This window comes from Psychrobacter sp. AT9, from assembly GCF_047272965.1.
Lineage (GTDB): Bacteria > Pseudomonadota > Gammaproteobacteria > Pseudomonadales > Moraxellaceae > Psychrobacter > Psychrobacter glaciei.
In genome coordinates, this window is record NZ_JBKOTW010000001.1 from 1,682,429 (window position 1) to 1,702,632 (window position 20,204).

Consider the following 20,204-nt stretch of genomic DNA (forward strand, 5'->3'; position numbering starts at 1 on the left):
TAACTTTTAATTATCCTTGATACCAGCGTACTTTACGAGCTGTACGTAACGAATTACGTTGTAGCGTAATTATGATTCCCCAATCTATCAACAATTCTCTTTCCTCATAAGTCAATTCAAGCTGTCAATTATTTACTTTATCTCTTCAAAAGTAGTATTAAGCGCATGACAATATCATCATGCTTACACGCTTTTATTGGCGTGTTCTATTCTACTAATTGAATAGCATTTGTATTGTTGCTAACTGGTAGGTATTTCAGTTTTATCTTCTGCGTATAAAAAACTTATTGAATATATTACATAGCTTATGGACAAACTTAATATAGTAGTCCAAAAGATATTAGATTTACTTATAAATACTATTAATTTATAACGTTTGACGGAGACTTTTCAACAACATATATTAGAGAAACATGAGTAATAACCATAATATACGGCTATTGGCAATCAGATGTAAAAAGATACACCTTAGTAAGTACATTAGAATTTTTAATATTATTTTTTAAGTATTTTAGAAACAAAGGAATGTTCAGAATGAAAGTTTATAGTCATGAAAATCAAAAGCTTCACCATCCAAAGACTTACTTTTCGCGTGGACAAATGCGCGAGCCTCAAGAAAAACCTGAGCGATTGATTGAGCTATTAAAGGCACCAGAAGCTTTAGACTTAGTAGTAACAACTGCTAAAGATATTGGCATCGCGCCAATTTTGGCTATTCATGATTTAGATTATGTTGATTTCTTAAAGCATGCTTATGATGAATGGATGGCAATAGATGAAGAGATGGGCGAGGAAGTTCAGACGACGATTTATGTTCAGAATAATAACCCAGGTCTTGGTATCTTAGCAAAAGCGGCCAAATATCAAGCCGATGGTAGCGCACCAATTGGCAAATACTCATGGACCTCTATTTATTGGTCAGCTCAAACAGCACTCAACGCTGCTGAAAATTTATTGAACGATGAAGACAATCAAAATAATATTCAAATATGTCTAACCAGACCTGCAGGCCATCATGCTCGTAAGAATGCGGCAGGCGGCTTTTGCTATTTAAATAATGCTGCAATCATTGCACAGCATCTCCGTCAAAAATTTCAAAAAATTGCCATTATCGATACAGATATGCACCATGGTCAGGGTATCCAAGAGATATTCTACGACCGCAAAGATGTGCTATACACCTCTGTTCACGGTAGCCCTATCAATTTTTATCCGGTAGTCGCCGGTCATGAGCACGAGAGAGGTGCAGGAGAAGGTTATGGCTATAACCTCAATTTTCCAATGCCTCATGATACTGATGAAAGGGGATTCTTTCATTATGTAGATCGCTCAATAGAAACCTTAAAATTATTTGATCCAGATGTCATTGTTCATGTCTTAGGGTTTGATGTCTATAAAGACGATCCACAAGCCAAATGTCACGTTAGTACGGAAGGCTTTAAAACTTTGGCACAGAAACTTAAGGCGTTAAATAAGCCTCTTATTGTGCTGGTCGAAGGAGGATATTGCATAGAAAAGCTCAATGAAAATCTGCAATCTTTTTTATCTGGGTTCATTTCAGAAAACAATAATGATTAATGAAAAATAAATGTTTAGTCGCTAACCGTTTAAAGGATTTATTAGGGTCATTACTCGATTAACTCACAACAACAGGGATGTTTCATATGAGTGTTTCAATTATTAAGGCGATCAGTTATGCCGGTGTGTATGTTGGGGCTGTCATTGGTGCTGGGTACGCAAGTGGGCAAGAGGTGCTGCAATTCTTTGCAGGTTACGGTTTTATAGGTATGCTGGGTGCTGTGATTACGATGATCATGCTGGCATGGTACGGTACGGTGTTTATGGAGTTGGGTCATCAGCTTAAAACCAATAGCCACCGTGTGGTTCTCAACTACTTATGTGGCAAAAAAATAGGTTTCTTCGCCGATTATATTCTTTTGTTTTTTATGTTCGGCGTCATTAGTATTATGTTTTCGGGTGGTGGTGCGGCTATCGAACAATACTGGGGTTTACCGTCCGTTGCTGGCAAGATACTGATTGCTATAATGACCTTGTCAACCGTCATATTTGGTTTTACATCTTCTGTTAGAGCGTTAGGGATTATTTCCCCGTTAATGATTTTGGCCGTGGTTGTCATCTCTGTCATTACCTTCACTAATTACTCTGACCAATTAGCCACTGTTGATGCCACTATTCAAACGCTTCAGCCCGACACAGCCACGTCTTTTTGGTGGACGTCAGCGATCGTTTATGTCTCATACAATGTCATTCCAGGCGTATCTACTTTTGCATCAATTGGTAATAAAGAGCCAAATCTAAAAACAGTCAGAATGGCCGGTGTAATCGGTGGTATGACATTGGGTATTTGCTTACTATTCATTATTATGGCGCTCTTATCGAATCTTGAAAACGTCATGAGTTATGAGCTTCCATTTTTAGAGATAGCACGTGGTATTAGCCCAATGACAGGGTTGTTATTTAGTGTAGTGCTCGTCGTTGCGGTATTTACGACAGCAGTATCCAACCTTTATGGTTTCGTTATTCGCTTCTTTGATTCTGATACAGAAACATCAAAGTTTCGTATTTTGACTATAGTCGTCGTGGTGCTGTCTCTACTGGCTTCACTCTTTCCATTCAGTACATTGGTCGGCACCTTGTATCCCGCTTTAGGTATTCTCGGTATGTATGTACTGCTCTGCGCGCTATATAAGACTTTTAAAGGTCAAATATTTATGGCTGAACGACCAAAGCTATAACAAAAGGCAAAGCAGAAACAAAAGGATATAGTATGCGATATGAAGTGATTGTTATTGGTGCTGGCATGGTAGGGACATCTATTGCTTGGCATCTGCAAAGTCATAACTCTCAGGTTTTATTATTAGACAAAAAGCCACCGGGTTCAGAAACATCATATGGTAATGCGGGATTGATTCAGAGAGAAGCTATTCATGTGCATCCTTTTCCAAGGCATCTTGCAGAATTAATAAGAGTATTACCGAATCAAAATACTGATATACGCTACCGTTGGCCTGCTGTCTTCCGTTACCATCAGGCATTATTAAAGTACTGGCAATTTTCTGCGCCTTCTGCTGTTCAGCAAATAGAAAAAGAGTGGCAGACTCTGATTGAGCATTGTACGAGCGAACATCAAGAAATGATTACGGCCGCGGGTGCTGAAGATTTGATCAGACGTGATGGTTGGATTGAAATGCATCGAGACGAAAATAAACTTAAAGCAGCAATTGTAGGTGCTAAAAATGTACTACAACAAGGTATTGAGCACAAAGTTCTATCTATTGCGCAATTAAAAGAATTAGAGCCCAATGGTAATTTCGATGATTTTATCGGTGCTATTCATTGGTCTAACTCTTGGCAGGTATCAAACCCTGGAGCTTTGGTAAAAGCCTATGCAAAAAGTTTCCAAGAAATGCACGGGTCAATAGGTGAGTGCACGGTCAAAGAAATACGACCTGAGGGCGATGGCTGGCAAGTGATAACTGATCTTGATACTTTTTATAGTGATGATCTGGTTATTGCAGCAGGTCCTTGGTCTAACCAGTTGATAAAACCTTTGGGATATGACTTACCTTTATTTCCTATGCGTGGCTATCATCAGCATTTTGAGACGACGCCACAGAACACGGTCAATCATAGTCTGGTAGATATGGATAAAGGCTTTGTCATGGGGCCGATGCAGCAAGGTATTCGCGTCACAACTGGCGCTGAAATGACTACCATCGATGCACCAAAGAACTTTGATCAGTTGAACGCTGTATTGGCTTTCGCTAAAAATATTTTACCATTAAATCAAAAAGTGGAAACAGAGGCGTGGGCAGGCTCACGACCGTGTATGCCTGATATGAAGCCGGTCATCGGAGCCGCTGGTAAACATAACAACTTATGGTTTGCCTTTGGACATGGTCATCAAGGCTTCACCTTGGGACCTATCACTGGACGTATTATAGAAGAGTTATTACACAACAAACCTACAGTAGTGGATATTGAACCTTTTGATGCTCAACGATTTTCTAACGCTTAATAATATTATTTTAACGAGATAATCTTAAATTTCGTTATTTCTAACATACAAGGATTAATCAACATGCGAAAACTTCATAGTAACCAACGTATGAGCCAAATTGTTATTCACAATCAGACCATTTATTTGTCAGGTCAAGTTGGAGGTATTGATGAAGATGTGGCTACTCAAACGTTGACATGTCTAAATAAAGTCCAAGCGCTATTAGAAGAAGTAGGTAGTAATAAATCTAAAATTCTATCAGCCACCGTTTGGCTAAAAAATATGGAGGATTTTGCAGCGATGAATGATGTGTGGGATGAGTGGTTTGCAGATACTCAACCACCTGCTCGAGCCTGTGGTGAATCAGTATTGGCGCATCCTGACCTATTAGTAGAAGTGACGGTCATTGCTGCTGAATAAGTTGTTTTGACACTTATAAGAAATAAAGACTTTTATTAAAATGAAAAATTAAGGGACTAACAATGAGCAACATTATCCATGGTGGTCGAGCAATCGTAGACAGTTTGCAATTACACGGTGTCAGTCGCGCCTATGTCGTTCCAGGTGAAAGTTATCTGTCGGTATTAGATGGGTTGTATAATGCTGATATTGACACAGTGGTGTGTCGTCATGAGGCAGCCTGTACTTACATGGCAGATGCTCATGGCAAATTTACGGGTCAGCCTGGTATTGCTATGGTTACCCGTGGACCAGGCGCGGCACAGGCTTATACTGGTATTCATACTGCATGGCAAGATGGTGTGCCGCTCATATTATTCGTTGGACTTATTCCTGTCGCAGACAGAAACCGAGAATCGTTCCAAGAGTTTGATCCCAATCAATGGTTCTCTAGTCAGTGTAAACGTGTACTGATATTGGATGAAGTTTCAAGAGCATCAGAGATTGTAGCCAAAGCTTTTCATGCTGCTTTAGAAGGACGACCAGGTCCTGTCGTTGTGGGACTACCTGAAGACATCATCCAACAGGAATTCCACGGACAATTGCATCCAGTGATTCCTGTTGCTGAAGGTGCTATATCTAATGACAAGCTTGATATAATATTAAATGCGTTATCTACTGCTGAAAAGCCACTGATTTTTGCAGGGGGACAAAATTGGACGACCGAAGCTTCTAAACAGTTAACCCAGTTTGCAGAGGACAATCACATTCCTGTCATCCATGATTGGCGCGCTTCAGATAGAGTGGCTTTTGATTCTCCTGCGCATGCTGGTTATTTGGGTTATGGACGCTCGGATGACTGTGCCGCATTAATCGAAACAGCTGATGTCGTGCTTACGATAGGTACTGTATTAGGGGACGTTGCTAGTGATGGGTATAAATTGCGCCAGTCCTTTGATAAGCCTAATTATATTGTTAATCTAGATACAAGCTTGCGTGGTCATAGTGGTGCAGTTACTGAGCATATCGTCGCTAGCCCTATTAGCTTTATCAAAGCGATTAGCCAAGTATCGCTGGCAAGCTCAGATTCACGTGATACTTGGTTTAATTATTGTCATAAGCAACAGAGAAAAGATTGTGCTTTTCCAGAAACGCCCGTAGCAACGAATAATATCGAGCAAACAAATGCTGATCAGACATACGCCAGTATGACCCAAGTTATCAAAGCGTTGACTGAGCAGTTACCTACCGATGCTGTCTACAGTTTTGGTGCTGGCAATCACTGTTTATGGGCGCAGCGTTATTTGCCCACAAATACCTTCCCAAGTCAGCTGAGTACTAGAAATGGTGCGATGGGTTACAGCCTGCCAGCGGGTATTGCAGCTGCATTAGAATCGCCTGAGCGTTTATCGATAGTGGTCACGGGTGATGGCGAATTCATGATGAATGAGGCGGAACTATCCACATCCATTCGTTATGATGCCCCTGTTTTAATTGTTTTGATGGACAATCAGCAATTTGGTACTATCCGTCAACACCAAGAAGCCCATTATCCCGATCGAGTGTCTGGTACGCAGCTACAAAACCCTGACTTTGCTGCACTGGCCAATGCTTTTGGTGCCCATGGTATACGAGTCGCTAATAACAAGGACATCGCAACCAGTGTGACCAATGCGCTGAGAATCGTCACAAAAGAGCGCAAGACAGTATTGCTGCATGTGATTACAGACCCTGATGAGCTAACACCTTAGGTATTAATTAGCTTGTCATGACAAGAAAAGGTGTTATGACAAGCCATACAATAAATAAGCATTTATACCGCCCCGTTATCCTTAGCTATATTGTATTATGAGCTGAGAACAATGATGAAAGGGGAGCTAAAAATTCAGAGGCTGAATATGTATCAAAAAGACTAAGTCTTCCTTATTTTTGGTAGTCCTTTCATGTTGAGTTGTTATCAATATATTTATAATACAAGTGCTGAAACTACTATGCTGCAACAGAAATTAGCCGATAGCTTGAATTGGACATTGCTTCATGTGTTAATAGCTATATATGAGGAGGGAAGCATTAGCGCAGCTGCTAATCGGCTAAACATTACCCAGTCAGCAGTCAGTCAAAACCTTAAAAAGCTTGAAGAGCAGCTCGAAAGTCAGCTACTTATTCGCAATACCAAACCGTTAGAGCTCACTCCAATTGGTCATTATTGCCTTCAAGTTGCACAAACGATTTTTACAGAAATAACCTCTATTGAAGCCATGAAAGGTAGCAATTCGCATCTACTAGAAGGCGAAATTAAATTGCTGGTAGCCAGTCGACTCCACAATCCAAAATACAATGATTTTTTAGTTTATTTCAAAAAAAAATATCCAAATATTACTTTAGATTTGACAGTGAAATCAAGTATGGATATTTTAAATAACCTCAAACAAAAGACGCCTGCTGTTGGTATCTGCTTAGCTCGACATATCCCGGAAACTCTTAATCAGCAGTTATTATTTACTCAGCGGTATTACCTATACTGCGGCTACCATCATCCGCTATTTTCAGTACCTAATTTGAGTTTTGATAGCCTATTAAAAGAGGATTTTATAGCTTTTAGTAGTGAAGATATTGGTGATGTGCTTTCACCAATTACGGTGTTTAAAGAAAGCCATAATATTACTGGCCGTATCAGTGCTTATACCAACAATTTAGATGAAGCGGTTCGCCTGATTTATACCGGCTATGGCATCGGTGCGCTACCTGATCAGTTCATTGCCGCAACGCACTTGGAGTCTAAGCTTAGACGTTTGCCGCCAAGCGAAGGTATTGCTGATATCCCTATTCGTCTCTTTTGGCATAAACACCGTGCTTTATCACCTATTGAAGCTAGATTTATCGAAGAAATTATAGAGTTTGATATGTCTTTTTAATCGAAACTCTGTAAAGACAATATTACCTAACTTGAGATAAGCTGTAACCATTAGACCTCCTGAAAAAGTCACATCTTAAGCTTGAAATTTACTAATCCTGAGAATTGAACCGTTCCGAATTTTTCGGAGGCAGATTTACTTGAGTCAGGCTGCAAACCCCGATTTCCACAAAGACACCTAACAAACCTTATTATTAGCAATTTGTGGTCTAAGCCTTATATAAATAGGCTTAGATAGATTATCAATATAGTGTGTTCATATCTTGGTTAGTGGTTAGTGGTTAGTGGTTAGTGGTTAGTGGTTAGTGGTTAGTGGTTAGTGATCAGCATATCTATAAGTACTATCTATAGACCCGTAGTATTATAGGTAGTCACACCGAATAATTTTTAAATATATGCATATAAGTTAATTCTGCAAAAGCCAATTATTTCAAAACTACCCTGCCAGCCATACCATTCATTCGATAGTTTTTAATATCCCATGTGATAACGACACTAAAGAGCTGGTTGGCTATGCCATCAATAAGCATGTGACAGCAGATTTAGTCTGTTGTGCACTCAATATGGAAATTAAGAATAGACGACCCAGCCAAGAGCTGATTTTGTATTTTGACAGAGATAGTCAGTACTATAGCTATCAACGATATCATTAAGTATATTGAGCTTGATTATAATGAGGAGTGACTAGCAAAGTACGTACTACCTTTACCGTCACGTAAGCCATTATCGTTCATGCAGTTGCTCTAATCATTGAGCTGTTGGAAGTGTCAAGCACATAGATAAATTCACTAATGACATGAATAAACATGCTTTATTAAATTCCATTAAGTGAGTAAAACACTAAAATCTCAAGCTATTTGCTATGAAGTCCGCATTATGAATGTGCTGAAATAAAATCTGCAATATATCTATTAACGATTTCCGGTTGTTCAAGTGCTACCGAATGACCGGCCTTTGGAATCACGAACATTTGGCCATCGGCTACTGTATTAGTAATATTTTCTGACAGAGGCACTTCATACGCATGATCCTGTTCGCCTGCCAATACTAGCGTAGGTACTTTGCACCCTTTAAGCTCATCTAATATGCCAGTGCGATGAATAACGCCATCAGCACTGCGCGCGATATCAGGTCCTAGTTTTAGCATATGATCACGCCAGTACTCACGCTCACTTGCTCGAGTGGCGTCTGCCAAATAGTCATCGCCAAACATGATATACATAAGCGTATCGATAAATGGTTCAGTACCTTGTGCACCTAAGCCTTCAACCAAAGGCGAAAAATCGGCCAGTTTGTATTCAAGCTCTCCGCTAGATCCAAGTATAATACAACCCTTTAGCAAATCTGGGCGGCGAGCGGCTAAACGTAGCGCAACAAACCCGCCCATAGAGTTCCCAGCAAAAAAGCAAGACCCTAGGTCGAGCTCCTCAATTAATGCTATGGCATCGTTGGTATGAGTATCCATATCAACGCTTTTCAATTCTGAACGGGCGCTTTGCCCTTGATCCCGATCATCATAGCTCACTACTCGAATGGTTTTAGATAGATGTTCTATTTGATGCGTGAACATTTTATGATCAAAAAATAGCGAGTGACTTAGTACCAAAACCGGGGCGTTTTTAGGGCCATTGTCACTATAAAATAGGGTAGTTCCATTCACGTTAATATTTGGCATGATCTTCTTCCTTGTGTAAACACTATTGACCTTTATGACTCTTATAATAAACAGAGCGTGATATTTACCTTAATCTTTTAACTTTAATACTTTTATCAGAATTTCTGAGTCATTGAAAGCGATGAATTGTGAGCGTACCGGTTGCTAGATAGTTTACTAATACGATGGTTCTTAGCTCTTAGATATGCGTACAGATACTTGATATCATAGCGTTGCTTGATTTCAATATAAGTTGATTTACCACTCATTCACTTTGATTACAGTGTGTTTTCTACTCACTAATGTTACGATTCAACGAGTCATGATAGCTAGATGGCATGATGCATAATACGTGATACATGTTATAGCCTAAGGTTAATGTGTTTCTTGCTATTGTGGTACATAGTCATTAGAGCTACTAGCTATTTGGCAACCAATTATTAAAAAAAATGAGGCAAGGATGCTGATTTTAAAAACAAAGATCGAACGACCACAACTGCAACAAGTCAGGCTGCTTGAGCGCCCCAAACTACTGCATCAGTTATTTGGAGATAATACTCATCGGTTGGTTTTGATACAAGCCGCTGCAGGGTATGGCAAAACTACTGTTATGGTACAGCAGAGTGAACAGCTAGAGATACGTCATCTCACGGTTGGTTGGCTAACTCTAGATAACGATGACAACGACCCTATACGTCTGTACCAATACCTGTGGACAATATTGACTCAGAAATCTGATGCACAATTATTAGTAGAAGACAGAGTAACAAAAAGTCATATTCATCATTTACTGTCTCAGCTTAATACGACAACTTCCCATACATTATTTATTGATGAGCTAGAGGTATTAACCAATCCTGATAGCTTGAATATTATCTGGTGGCTATACCTATTTTTACCCAGTAATTACCATTTAGTTATTGCCTCACGTGCGCTTCCAAACTGGGCACTTGCAAAAGGTGAACTACAAGGATTGGTCCACATTATTAGAGCACATGAGTTGCGTTTGTCAGCACTTGATGCGCATATACTACAGCAGTACCTACACAGTAATTTGATACAAAATACCACGCTTACACCTTACATGGCAGCCAATCAGTCATTATCAGAGATGACAGTAGATGCTGATAGCACCTTAACTTTGATTGATAACGAATTAGTATCAATGCTTATTGATAAAACGGAGGGTTGGCTAACAGGTATACAGCTCATTAATTTATGCTGTACGAATGAAAAAGATTTATACCAACTCGTACATCAAATGAGCGGCGCACAGCGGCAAATAGCTGATTTCTTAGCGGAGCAGGTATTTTTACAATGTGATGCGCATGTCCAAAATCTTTTGTTAAACATTAGCGTATTGAGAAAAATAAATGCCAGCTTGTGTCACGCATTAACTGGTGCAACTGATGCGCAGGTCTTGCTGAAAAATTTAAGTCAACAAGGACTTTTTATTCAAGCGATAGATGATCAGTATCAGTGGTTTCGCATACACCAATTAATGAGACAGTTTCTGCAAACAAGGCTACAAAACCAAGCACCAGAAAAGTATTTTGCCACTCATTCTAAAGCAGCAGATTGGTATCAAACAAATAGTATGTTTTTAGAGGTGATCTACCATGCACAGTTAATCGGTGATAACACACTGATTTTGTCAGCTTTAACAGCAGTCAGTCATGATTTGATACTAGAGGGGCGGCTTTATAGTTTGTTAGAGCTGACTGAGTCTTTAACTGATAGTCAGCTGTGTCAACATCCAGCCTTACTATATGATTTAATTTGGGGTTTGATTCTATCTCGTCAACATTATAAAGCAGCCCGCTATATAAAAGTGCTTGAGCAAGAAGAGCTTTATTTGTTAGATAATGACAACCAAACTTTTATTAGCCATAAAGATAAGCAGTTAGGACTGTCAGCAATGACTGCTTTTATTGCTGATGACTTACCCAAATCTTATCAGTTGGCGCAAATAGGTCTTCAACAACTGTCGCTAGAGGCGTATTTTTTTAGAGCACCGTTATTGGCCATCTGTGCTTTATATCAACTTAATAATGGCAACATCAGACATGCTCATTCGCTAATTTTTCAATCAAGAACCCTTTATATCAAGGATGATAATCCGTACGGCTTAACTTATATAGATAGTATTGATGCAACTTGTGACAGGCTATTAGGCGATATACCATCAGCCACCAAGAAATTTCAGCGCATTGGTATCAGTCCAGATTATGCTCAATTAGGGACCAATGATAGTAATCGCGATATGATGCTGAGTGTGGCAAGCAGTTTAAAAGCGAGCTTTTATTATGAGTGCAATCGTATTGAAGATGCCAGACAAGCACTTAGAGATTTCGACCAAGGTGAAAACATGGTTATCACAGATATGATTACGTTGGGTTTTTTGACAGAATTGAAGCTGGCATGTTTAGCAGGGATGGAGATTAGTGATCAAGATCTCTCAAAAGCCAATAACAAAGCGGATGAGTGGTCGCTCCCTCGGCTAACCAGTGATATACAGCGATGGGTTGACGAGCAAGATTTGAAAAAAATAATGCCAGTAATGGTAACAGGAAAATATGATGATAAGAACGATCGGCTTGGTTATCAAATAAAAAAACGAGCAAAAAGAGAGGACGGTGAGCTTAGTGATTTAACGTTGACTGAATTATTGACTGGACTGGATTTTCTACCATATCGGACAGCGATATTTTTGGGTAATGGTCAGCAAGTAGCGCAAGCAGTGGTGGAGCTGAATCAACTTCTAAAAGCTGATCTACCCTTTGTGATACGTAATGCCCGCATAAGGTTATTGTTGGCAATGGCCTATCACGTGTTGGATCAGCCTATACTGTCTTATAAGAGCTTATTAGATGCATTGGAACAATTTAAATCAACACAAACACATCGAATCATACTCGATGAGCATCCGCTAATTTTGGTGCTGTTGAGTAAGCTTTGTCAGTATCAGGGAAATGAGGTTGCCGTATCGTCTGATATCCAAAGATATATAGTATCTATACTAGAAATAGAGGGTCGTGATTTTTATGGAGAAGGTAGTTTTTCATTGAAAGATAAGCAATCTCAAATAGAAAGTGCTATGCAGCTATCTAGTAATAGTCAGAGTGATCCTAATAGTATGATAGTTTTATCAGAGCGCGAAATTGAAATATTATTATTGGTTGAAAGGGGTTTGAGTGATGGGCAGATAGCCGATAAGATTTTTTTGTCTATTCACACCGTAAAATGGCATTTACGTAATATTTATCATAAATTACAAGTACGCTCCCGAACACAAGCCGTTGCGCAAGCACATCAACAGTATATTTTAAAATAGGCCAAGTCGTAACAGGCCATGACCTATTTTTAGAGCATTCACATATTAAACAATAGAATAGCCACCATCGACGTTGACGATGGTACCAGTAATCCAACTGGCTGCATCAGAAGCTAAAAATAAAACCACGTTAGCCACTTCTATTGGGTTACCAAACCTTGCCAGAGGCGTTCTTGCCATAATACCATCGGTAAAACCATCTAATACTTTTAACTGTTGAATCATAGGAGTGTCAATCCAGCCGGGTGCTACAGCATTCACGCGAATGTTATCTTTTGCAAGGTGGATAGCATGAGATTTAGTCAATTGATCGATTGCGCCCTTGGATGATGCGTAAGCAGGCGTGAGTTGTGACCCAAATATAGAATACATAGATGAGACGTTAATAATAGAACCACCAGATGCTTTTGCCAATAGTGGTGCCGCGCATTCACTGATATGAAAAACTGCCGTTAAATTAATATCAACAACCTTTTTAAACATAGGTAATTCGTGTTCTGTTGTTGAGCCAATACCCGCGCCATTAAAAAGCACATCAAGCTGATTTAGATTTTTGAAAAAATCGGCGACTTTATCCTCATTAGTGACATCTAATTCCACTGACTCAATATCTAATTGCTGTGGATACTGTGCCTCCTTACTATTTAATCCCAATGCCCAAACTTTAGCGCCTTTTTGTGCAAAGGCAATGGCAACGGCTTGTCCAATTCCTGAAGTTGCTCCGGTCACAACGACAACTTTATGAGCAAATAAATCTTTTGAAAATGTATCTGATGCTTTCGTATCCATACGAAATATTCCTTTTATTAAACACCTATAACTTAAGTCGCTAGATAAGCTAATAAACTTACTCTGCTGATATATGACCATGAAGCAGGTTAAACAGTTATTAAATATCTCTGTCAGGGTCTACTATCAGACATGCCCTAGTCATATTGATTAAAATTAGCATAAATATTGATAATAAAAGGATGGTTGTATTCAGTATTGTGTTTATAAAAAACCATTCTTTTGAGTGGTTGGCAGCAAGTTGTAGGCGAATATACTAATAGAGTATCTGCAAGAGTTAGGTGCAGTCACGGCTTAACCTGTTCACAACTAGCAGCATCTGAAGGAAACTGATGCTGACTCCGACTATTAATCGTATATCGCAAAAGGAATTGCATTATGTCTATCGGCACCCATCAAGACTATCTATTGACGCTAAATATGAAAAAGGAAGGCGAGATAAAAAATGCCTTGCCAGGCGTTCATATCACGCCCTTTTATTTGAACTCTGAAACAGGGGTATGGGTTATTTACGCCCGTTTTGAACCCAATACTCAACTGCCAGAGCATTTTCATACGGGGATAGTACATTTTTATACCACAGCAGGATCTTGGATGTATTTGGAGTATCCAGATGATGTGCAAACAGCTGGGAGCTATTTGTTTGAACCAGCAGGGTCAACACATACACTCAGAAGTGATGAAGGTGCAGAGGGGTTCATCATGGTTGAAGGTGCTAATGTAAATTTCAATGAGGATGGCTCGCTTATGTTTATTATGGATGCTGGTTGGATTGAACAAATGCTACATACTGTTGCTAAAGAAACTGGACAAAAAATGCCGCGTTATATTAAGCCAAATGCTAATAATGATTTTAGTGATAAAGCTACGAATAATCCTACAGTCTAAATACCCATTTGATATCTACTAATAGTGAGAAACATCAAAATTTATACTGTGATTTTAGCTTCGTGAATGACAATCGTCTTAATAAGACATTCTCTTGAGTCAGAGCGAAGCCATAGTAGGTCTTCATAAACTAATCCTTCTGAGTGATATGCAACTTAGAAGGGTTAATTCAACTCTACAAAGAGCAGCTCGCGAAACACGCCTTTATCAAAGATAACAGGCGCTTTCTTAGTATTACTCGAATATGTCATATATTAGACGTGAAGCTATCAAGCTACTACGAGTAGGAAAGTTGTGGTATGAGCTTCAAGTAAATTTCTATACAAGACTTTAATAAAAGTTATGGAAGAAAATAATATAGAACAACAGTCTATAGAAAACATAATATCTCCTTAATTAATTAGTAATGTACCAAAAAGCCTACATAGACTTAGAGGCGTTTACTTATTTTAAAGGAAAAGTCAGCATTACTTTGCTGATCGAAGAAATAAAAAGCATTTTAAAATACTTAAAAAGGAAGTTACAAATAAAAGGAATTTATCAATGAGTGAGAATACTCTTGAAAGTCTTGGCTACAAGCAGGAACTTTCACGAACACTAGAGCTAAGAGATCTTGTGATCTACGGTCTTATCTTTATTGTTCCTATTGCACCCTTCGGCATCTTCGGGCACGTAATGAGTGCCAGTGGTGGTACGATTGTGACCGCTTATATAATAGGGCTGGTAGGTATGCTATTTACTGCTGTGAGTTACTCACAGATGGCTAAAGAGTTTCCTGTAGCAGGTTCTGTGTATTCGTATGTTTCTAAAGGAACCAACAGTTTTGTCGGTTTTGTCGCTGGTTGGATTATGTTGTTGGACTATGTTCTTATACCTGCATTGCTTTACGTTGTAGGCGCACTTGCTATTCACGACATTTTCCCTTCGATTTCACCAGTATTCTTGATCATCGCTTTCGTTATCTTTAATACTTACGTCAATATTCGTGGCATCAGCTTCACTGCATTGTTCAATCGTTGGATGTTAATCGCTGAACTTATCGTTCTTGCAATATTTCTAGTAGTAGGGGTTGTTGCCATTAGCAATAATGTCAACGGAGCTATGTTTTCGATAGCTCCTGTTTACGATGTAGACAACTTTTCAATGGGATTAATTATTTCTGCAGTACCTATTGCTGTACTAAGTTTCCTTGGTTTTGATGGTATTTCTACCCTAGCTGAAGAAGCTAAGGGAGGTGGTAAGGCAGTAAGTAAAGCGATTTTCCTAGTGCTGTTTATTATTGGTGGCTTATTTATTGCTCAAACGTGGATTGCGGCCTTGATACAACCTGATCCAGAACAGTTCAACAACCTTGATACTGCATTTTATGAAACGGCTCGTATCGCTGGTGGCGAATGGTTGGGAGTGCTGACAGCAGCAACGACAGCGATTGCTTGGGGTATCGCGGACTCACTAGTCGCGCAGATCGCAACAGCGCGTATTCTTTACAGTATGGGACGTGATCGCCTGTTGCCATCGGCACTTTCTCGTGTGCATTCCCGCTACAAGACACCATATGTCAGCACGCTGTTGGTAAGCGTGATATCTATTGTGGTTGCGATTGCTTTTATGTCTCATCTTGCTCTGCTGACATCTATTGTCACTATTGGTGCTTTAACAGCCTTCTTGATCCTAAATATTAGTACCATCTATTACTTTGTGCTTAAGAAAAAGTCTTATAACTTCTTTCTACATATTTTGAGCCCATTGCTTGGCATGGCTGTTGTGGGATACATATGGAGTGGCTTTGAAAGCTATACTATTATTATTGGTGCCATCTGGGCTGCAATAGGCGTTGGCATTTATTATTTGGCAAAAATGCGTGGCCGCCAAGTCAATATGGAGATTTAATATGAAATTCAAGACGATTCACGATTTTCATCATTGTTTTGATCATGATCTTAAGCCTGTTGAAACTATAAGTTCCGGTGATACCCGACGATTCGATATTCTCGATGCTAGCGGAGGGTTGATTACTCGTGACAGCAAGGCTGAGATTCTTACTCGATTGCCTATGGATGCTTTAAATCCTGTCTGTGGCCCACTGTTTATTGAAGATTCTGAACCAGGTGACGTTATCGAAATTGAGCTTTTAGATTTCGAACCTGGTGGCTGGGGATGGACAGGAATAATACCTAGTTTTGGTTTGCTGTCTGAAGAGTTTACAAAGCCATGGTTGAAAATTTCAGAGTATGATAATGAATCAGTATATTTTCATGATGATGTCGTTATTCCTTTCCGACCATTTGCAGGGACTATCGGATTAGCACCTGCTGAGCCTGGTGCGCACTCCATTGTTCCTCCGCGCATATGTGGCGGAAATCTAGATATTCGCGATCTAGTAAAGGGGTCTAAGCTCTACTTACCAGTTCAGGTGCCAGGCGGCCTTCTTAGCATTGGCGATACACATGCATGTCAGGGAGATGGAGAGGTATGTGGCACTGCGGTTGAAACGCGGATGGCAGCTACAGCGACAATCAGACTGCATAAGGGCGATAGTATTCCTGCCCCCATGTTTGATATGCCCGCTGTTGCCAGCGATAACCATAATGAGGGGTATATTGTTACCACAGGAGTGGGCCCAGACCTTATGGAAGGTGCGAAAAATGCCGTTCGCTTCATGATTGATCGGCTGAATAAAAAAGCTGGTATGGACGAAGAGTTAGCTTATGCCCTGTGCAGCGTAGCCGGACAGCTAAAAATCAGTGAAATCGTTGATCAGCCGAACTGGGTAGTATCATTTTACATTCCTAAATCAATTTTTAAGTCACATAGTCTCAAAGCTATGTAGATTTCAGTGAATTATTCAATCTTGGCCGGATTTACTATTTGGCTATGATTGAATACGCCATCTAGCGTATATCATCTGTTAAAAAGCAATTGACTTCTCACTACCGGCTCAAAGAGTGATACGCAGCTTAATTATCATTAAATAAGTGTCTTATATCTGTCATGACTATCCTTCTACCTAAAGTTATTTACCATAACCTCTCACAAGCGAGAGCGACCGTATTTTCATAACTCTGCTTAAGCTTATCAAATCTAGTTGCAACTACGCTGTAGTTTTTCAAACCCCCATATTAAGATCCTTACCCAGATAAAAACATGTGATCGAAAAAGCCTTTCAAGCTATGAAGTATAAAGCTTGAAAGGCTTTTTTGTGTTTTGAGGATGATGAATTGCTTTTGTGTTTTTAATGGACTTTTAGGTTCTAAGTGCCTTGAAATCAAAAGCTTTGACTCCCAACTCATTTTATAAAAACATGAATATCATTCACTATTTAATATAATACAACGAAAAATATTAAATTAAAACCAACTCAAAAATTTCTTATGTCAAATAAGGACAATCTATTTATTCATAGTGATGCTAGAAAGTAACCAACATAGACCTACCTTCAGATGATTTTTGAGGCCCGAACATTACTAATATTTTCAAAAGATTGTTACTGCTTGACCCTTGACAACAGTTGATGATATATTTTGTAGCGTGGCGGATTCCAACCAAATTTAGGGTGTTTCGATAAATAATCTTAGGAATAAAAATAAATGATAAAAAGATTTGATCGGGCGGATGTTGAAAAGCTTTCACTAGAGTTTGCTAAAGAGATGATCGATTTTAGCGATGGCGGTAGTAATGCCATGATTGAAGATCATTTAATCAAGCGTGCTACAAACATGGCTATTGCTTGGCTTGAAGGAGAGGATTTACGTTCGAAAATGTTTGAGCAGCAATGCGCTAACTGGATCGATTTGGCTGAGGTAGATATTTCAAGCCTTAATTTAGAGTCATATAGAAAATATTGGTTTATAGCGCGCGAGCACGGTTCTACTAATCCTCTTGAGTTGATTCATGGTAAATTTATAAAGCCAGTTGAAAGTAAGCTTGTAGATGCCGGAAAATACAACAAATACTATGCCTCGTTTGCTGATATTCAAGATGACAGAGGCACTAATTACATAGCTCAGTATATTATCCCTGCAGAAGATGGGGCGATATTTAATCAAGACTTTGAGCCATTAGCACCCAAAGGTGTAGTGGTTAAAAATAAAAGCTTTTCGTCCACTATACATATACAGCCGAAACACTAATTGAGTTCGAAAAACGGTATTATGATAATTTAACCCTGTTAGGCATCGATGCCTGACTCAAGTAAATCAGCCTCCGATATACTCGGAGCGGTTCAGTATTTGCAGATACCTGCTAGAATACCTTTAAAATGCTGTTATGCAAAGGTACAGTAAGTTATATAAAGTTAGGATGTAATATAGAAGCAATCAAAAGACCCCACAGCGTATAAGCTATGGGGTCTTTTGATTGCTTCTGATAATATTCGTTGGTGCGCCCACCAAGACTCGAACTCGGATCGATCGCTTAGGAGGCAACTGCTCTATCCTGTTGAGCTATAGGCGCATTATGGAGTGCTATTGTAAAAAAAAGCCTGTACAAAAGCAATGAAGAAAAGACAAATAGAGACAATTTAAATTTATTCGCTGTTGCTCAGGGCATCAGAGACATCTACTGGGTTGTTGCCTGTTGCTTTTTTTGCCCGTGATGTTGGTTTGAACAAGTCATTTACACTGTTTTTATAGCCACTGATGTTTTCATAATCATATTTCTTCAATATGTCTTGCCCTACACTCGAAAGTAAAAAGTTACGAAAGCCGATCGCTGTAGGGTTGTGTGTCAAAATAACGCCATCAAGCGCATGCTCGTCTTTTAACGCATAGCTGAAAGAATTCAGGCGACGTGCTTCAGTATTATCCGTTACCGCAATTTTATTTGCTTTCACGCTATCAGAGTTATCTTGAGCGGTACTATCAGTCTTAGCTTTGCGCTGGTTGTGCTTGCCCTGCTCGACGTCGATCTGGGTCTGTAAGGGTGACAGTCGCTCGGCTGACAAGCCATCATCAGCAATAATTATATCGGTATTGTTGATAACAGACGTGCCATTAGTATCGCCCTCTGGAAAAATCAAAAGCGCTCTCGAAGGTACATAGCTTGCCAACACCTGCACATGCGGATAGCGGGTTTTAAAGCGAGCGATAACATGGTCTAGTGGGGTTTGCAAACTGTCCTCTACTTGCAAATACAAAGTGCTATCGGTGGTAGTTTTAGCATCGTCTTCAGTTGCCCCAGCCATTGGCTCATTCTCGCTTGCCATAATGGGCAGCGGGTCTATGTTTTTACGATTGCTACTCCACAGCCAAGTAAAGACAGCGATAAGTATAATCAGCAGCAGCAAAAGCAGGCCAGCCAATAGCAGCTTGTAGTCTTTCATATATTATCGTTCTTGTTTTAGTGGATTTAATTAAATCTTCAAATGGCATATAGTGAGTGATTTTCTGCTAAATATAAAGCTATTTATACAACACTTCCTCTACCAAGTCTGCCAGCATATCAGCAAATACATCTTTTGCTTGCAAGTTATCATTTTGTTTGCGTGCTTTTTTAGTATCGCTATTTTGCACACGGCTCTGCTGTCCAGCGCTCTTGTTATCGACTGAGGGTGACTTGCTGTTTAGCGGTGCAGTAGAGTCAGTTTCGCCATTGTTGATAGCGCCTGTCTCAGTATGCGCTGCTAATGGTGATTCACCTGTTAATAGTCTGTCTTTTAACCATTTAAACCCATGTGCCTCCCACCATGCTTCAAAACGTGGCAACGTGCTACCACGTACCGCCACAGGTAGATCTAGCGTTCTCAATTTCTGCGCAAGTAGAGGATCGCTGATAGCTTGATGAATACTCAGATAAAGTGAGCTACTATCATCCTTATAGGGTCGTCTGTTCTGCCATGATCTGTCATCGATTTTCATACGTGGCAATTGCCACAACTCACCGCGATAATACACGACGTATAAGCGTTGTTTTGGATGGACAAAAATGGCATCAATGGGACGCAATGGCATAATATTAAGTAATCTCGTCAATAGAAAGTGTTATTTATATACAGGTTGTAAATGCCAATTTAAAAACCGCAATGAAATTATTTCATAGTAAATATGAATGATAGTATAAAACGACACTAAATGTCGCAAGCTTATTATAATGTCGGCATCCACACTAGTAAACGATAACCATCAATGGCACACTGATAGCGAATTCGGCATGTCAACGTCATCAATGGATATGTAGAATTTGCTACTATGGTTGTTTTTGTTTATGG

Annotated in this window: 15 protein-coding genes, 1 tRNA gene and 2 pseudogenes; 12 read left to right on the forward strand and 6 right to left on the reverse strand. The window is 39.5% G+C overall.

Annotation, left to right across the window (positions count from 1 at the left end):
* The first annotated feature begins 534 nt into the window (after positions 1-534).
* The 7 genes and pseudogenes from ACMFL8_RS07120 to ACMFL8_RS07150 all read left to right on the forward strand — a co-directional run.
* Positions 535-1,578 carry a histone deacetylase family protein gene (locus ACMFL8_RS07120; RefSeq protein WP_413190529.1) on the forward strand — a complete coding sequence of 348 codons (1,044 nt, stop codon included), beginning with the start codon at positions 535-537 and terminating at the stop codon, positions 1,576-1,578.
* An 86-nt stretch (positions 1,579-1,664) separates the two neighbouring features.
* Positions 1,665-2,756 carry a beta-carotene 15,15'-monooxygenase gene (locus ACMFL8_RS07125; protein ID WP_194618409.1) on the forward strand — a complete coding sequence of 364 codons (1,092 nt, stop codon included), beginning with the start codon at positions 1,665-1,667 and terminating at the stop codon, positions 2,754-2,756.
* Positions 2,757-2,788: 32 nt separating this feature from the next.
* Positions 2,789-4,039, forward strand: coding sequence for an NAD(P)/FAD-dependent oxidoreductase (locus ACMFL8_RS07130; protein WP_413190530.1), 1,251 nt, complete (start codon positions 2,789-2,791; stop codon positions 4,037-4,039).
* Between the two features lie 63 nt (positions 4,040-4,102).
* Positions 4,103-4,441: a RidA family protein gene (locus ACMFL8_RS07135; RefSeq protein WP_210539266.1), complete on the forward strand. Its 339-nt coding sequence runs from the start codon at positions 4,103-4,105 to the stop codon at positions 4,439-4,441.
* A 62-nt stretch (positions 4,442-4,503) separates the two neighbouring features.
* On the forward strand, positions 4,504-6,171 hold the full coding sequence (locus ACMFL8_RS07140) for a thiamine pyrophosphate-dependent enzyme (RefSeq protein ID WP_413190531.1): 1,668 nt from the start codon (positions 4,504-4,506) through the stop codon (positions 6,169-6,171).
* 192 nt (positions 6,172-6,363) lie between these two features.
* Positions 6,364-7,335 (forward strand): LysR family transcriptional regulator, encoded by a 972-nt coding sequence (locus ACMFL8_RS07145; protein ID WP_413190532.1) that lies wholly within the window; start codon positions 6,364-6,366, stop codon positions 7,333-7,335.
* A gap of 493 nt (positions 7,336-7,828) precedes the next feature.
* Positions 7,829-7,984: pseudogene (locus ACMFL8_RS07150) on the forward strand (IS3 family transposase); the annotation flags it as partial.
* Positions 7,985-8,208: 224 nt separating this feature from the next.
* Here ACMFL8_RS07150 and ACMFL8_RS07155 read toward each other — a convergent pair.
* The gene (locus ACMFL8_RS07155; RefSeq protein WP_210539269.1) at positions 8,209-9,009 is read right to left on the reverse strand and encodes an alpha/beta fold hydrolase; all 801 of its coding nucleotides are present in this window, start codon (positions 9,007-9,009) and stop codon (positions 8,209-8,211) included.
* Between the two features lie 1,063 nt (positions 9,010-10,072).
* On the opposite strand from ACMFL8_RS07155, the gene ACMFL8_RS07160 reads away from it, so the two are divergent.
* Positions 10,073-12,322: a LuxR C-terminal-related transcriptional regulator gene (locus ACMFL8_RS07160; RefSeq protein ID WP_413190533.1), complete on the forward strand. Its 2,250-nt coding sequence runs from the start codon at positions 10,073-10,075 to the stop codon at positions 12,320-12,322.
* Positions 12,323-12,367: 45 nt separating this feature from the next.
* Here ACMFL8_RS07160 and ACMFL8_RS07165 read toward each other — a convergent pair whose 3' ends face one another.
* Positions 12,368-13,111: an SDR family NAD(P)-dependent oxidoreductase gene (locus tag ACMFL8_RS07165; RefSeq protein WP_413190534.1), complete on the reverse strand. Its 744-nt coding sequence runs from the start codon at positions 13,109-13,111 to the stop codon at positions 12,368-12,370.
* 378 nt (positions 13,112-13,489) lie between these two features.
* On the opposite strand from ACMFL8_RS07165, the gene ACMFL8_RS07170 reads away from it, so the two are divergent.
* From ACMFL8_RS07170 to ACMFL8_RS07180, 3 genes are all read left to right on the forward strand, one after another.
* On the forward strand, positions 13,490-13,999 hold the full coding sequence (locus tag ACMFL8_RS07170; protein ID WP_194364384.1) for a 2,4'-dihydroxyacetophenone dioxygenase family protein: 510 nt from the start codon (positions 13,490-13,492) through the stop codon (positions 13,997-13,999).
* Between the two features lie 543 nt (positions 14,000-14,542).
* A complete protein-coding gene (locus tag ACMFL8_RS07175; protein ID WP_194618427.1) occupies positions 14,543-15,889 on the forward strand; it encodes an APC family permease in 1,347 nt (448 codons plus the stop codon).
* A 1-nt stretch (position 15,890) separates the two neighbouring features.
* A complete protein-coding gene (locus tag ACMFL8_RS07180) occupies positions 15,891-16,829 on the forward strand; it encodes an acetamidase/formamidase family protein (protein ID WP_413190535.1) in 939 nt (312 codons plus the stop codon).
* Positions 16,830-17,016: 187 nt separating this feature from the next.
* Here ACMFL8_RS07180 and ACMFL8_RS07185 read toward each other — a convergent pair.
* Positions 17,017-17,118: pseudogene (locus ACMFL8_RS07185) on the reverse strand (IS5/IS1182 family transposase); the annotation flags it as partial.
* A 468-nt stretch (positions 17,119-17,586) separates the two neighbouring features.
* Here ACMFL8_RS07185 and ACMFL8_RS07190 point away from each other — a divergent pair.
* Entirely contained in the window at positions 17,587-18,129 is a 543-nt protein-coding gene (locus ACMFL8_RS07190; RefSeq protein ID WP_413190536.1) for a hypothetical protein, read from the forward strand.
* A gap of 246 nt (positions 18,130-18,375) precedes the next feature.
* On the opposite strand, the gene ACMFL8_RS07195 is transcribed toward ACMFL8_RS07190, so the two are convergent.
* From ACMFL8_RS07195 to ACMFL8_RS07205, 3 genes are all read right to left on the reverse strand, one after another.
* Positions 18,376-18,451 (reverse strand) — tRNA-Arg (locus ACMFL8_RS07195).
* Between the two features lie 73 nt (positions 18,452-18,524).
* Positions 18,525-19,319: a hypothetical protein gene (locus tag ACMFL8_RS07200; RefSeq protein ID WP_413190537.1), complete on the reverse strand. Its 795-nt coding sequence runs from the start codon at positions 19,317-19,319 to the stop codon at positions 18,525-18,527.
* 79 nt (positions 19,320-19,398) lie between these two features.
* On the reverse strand, positions 19,399-19,947 hold the full coding sequence (locus tag ACMFL8_RS07205) for a hypothetical protein (RefSeq protein WP_413190538.1): 549 nt from the start codon (positions 19,945-19,947) through the stop codon (positions 19,399-19,401).
* Between the last annotated feature and the right edge of the window lie 257 nt (positions 19,948-20,204).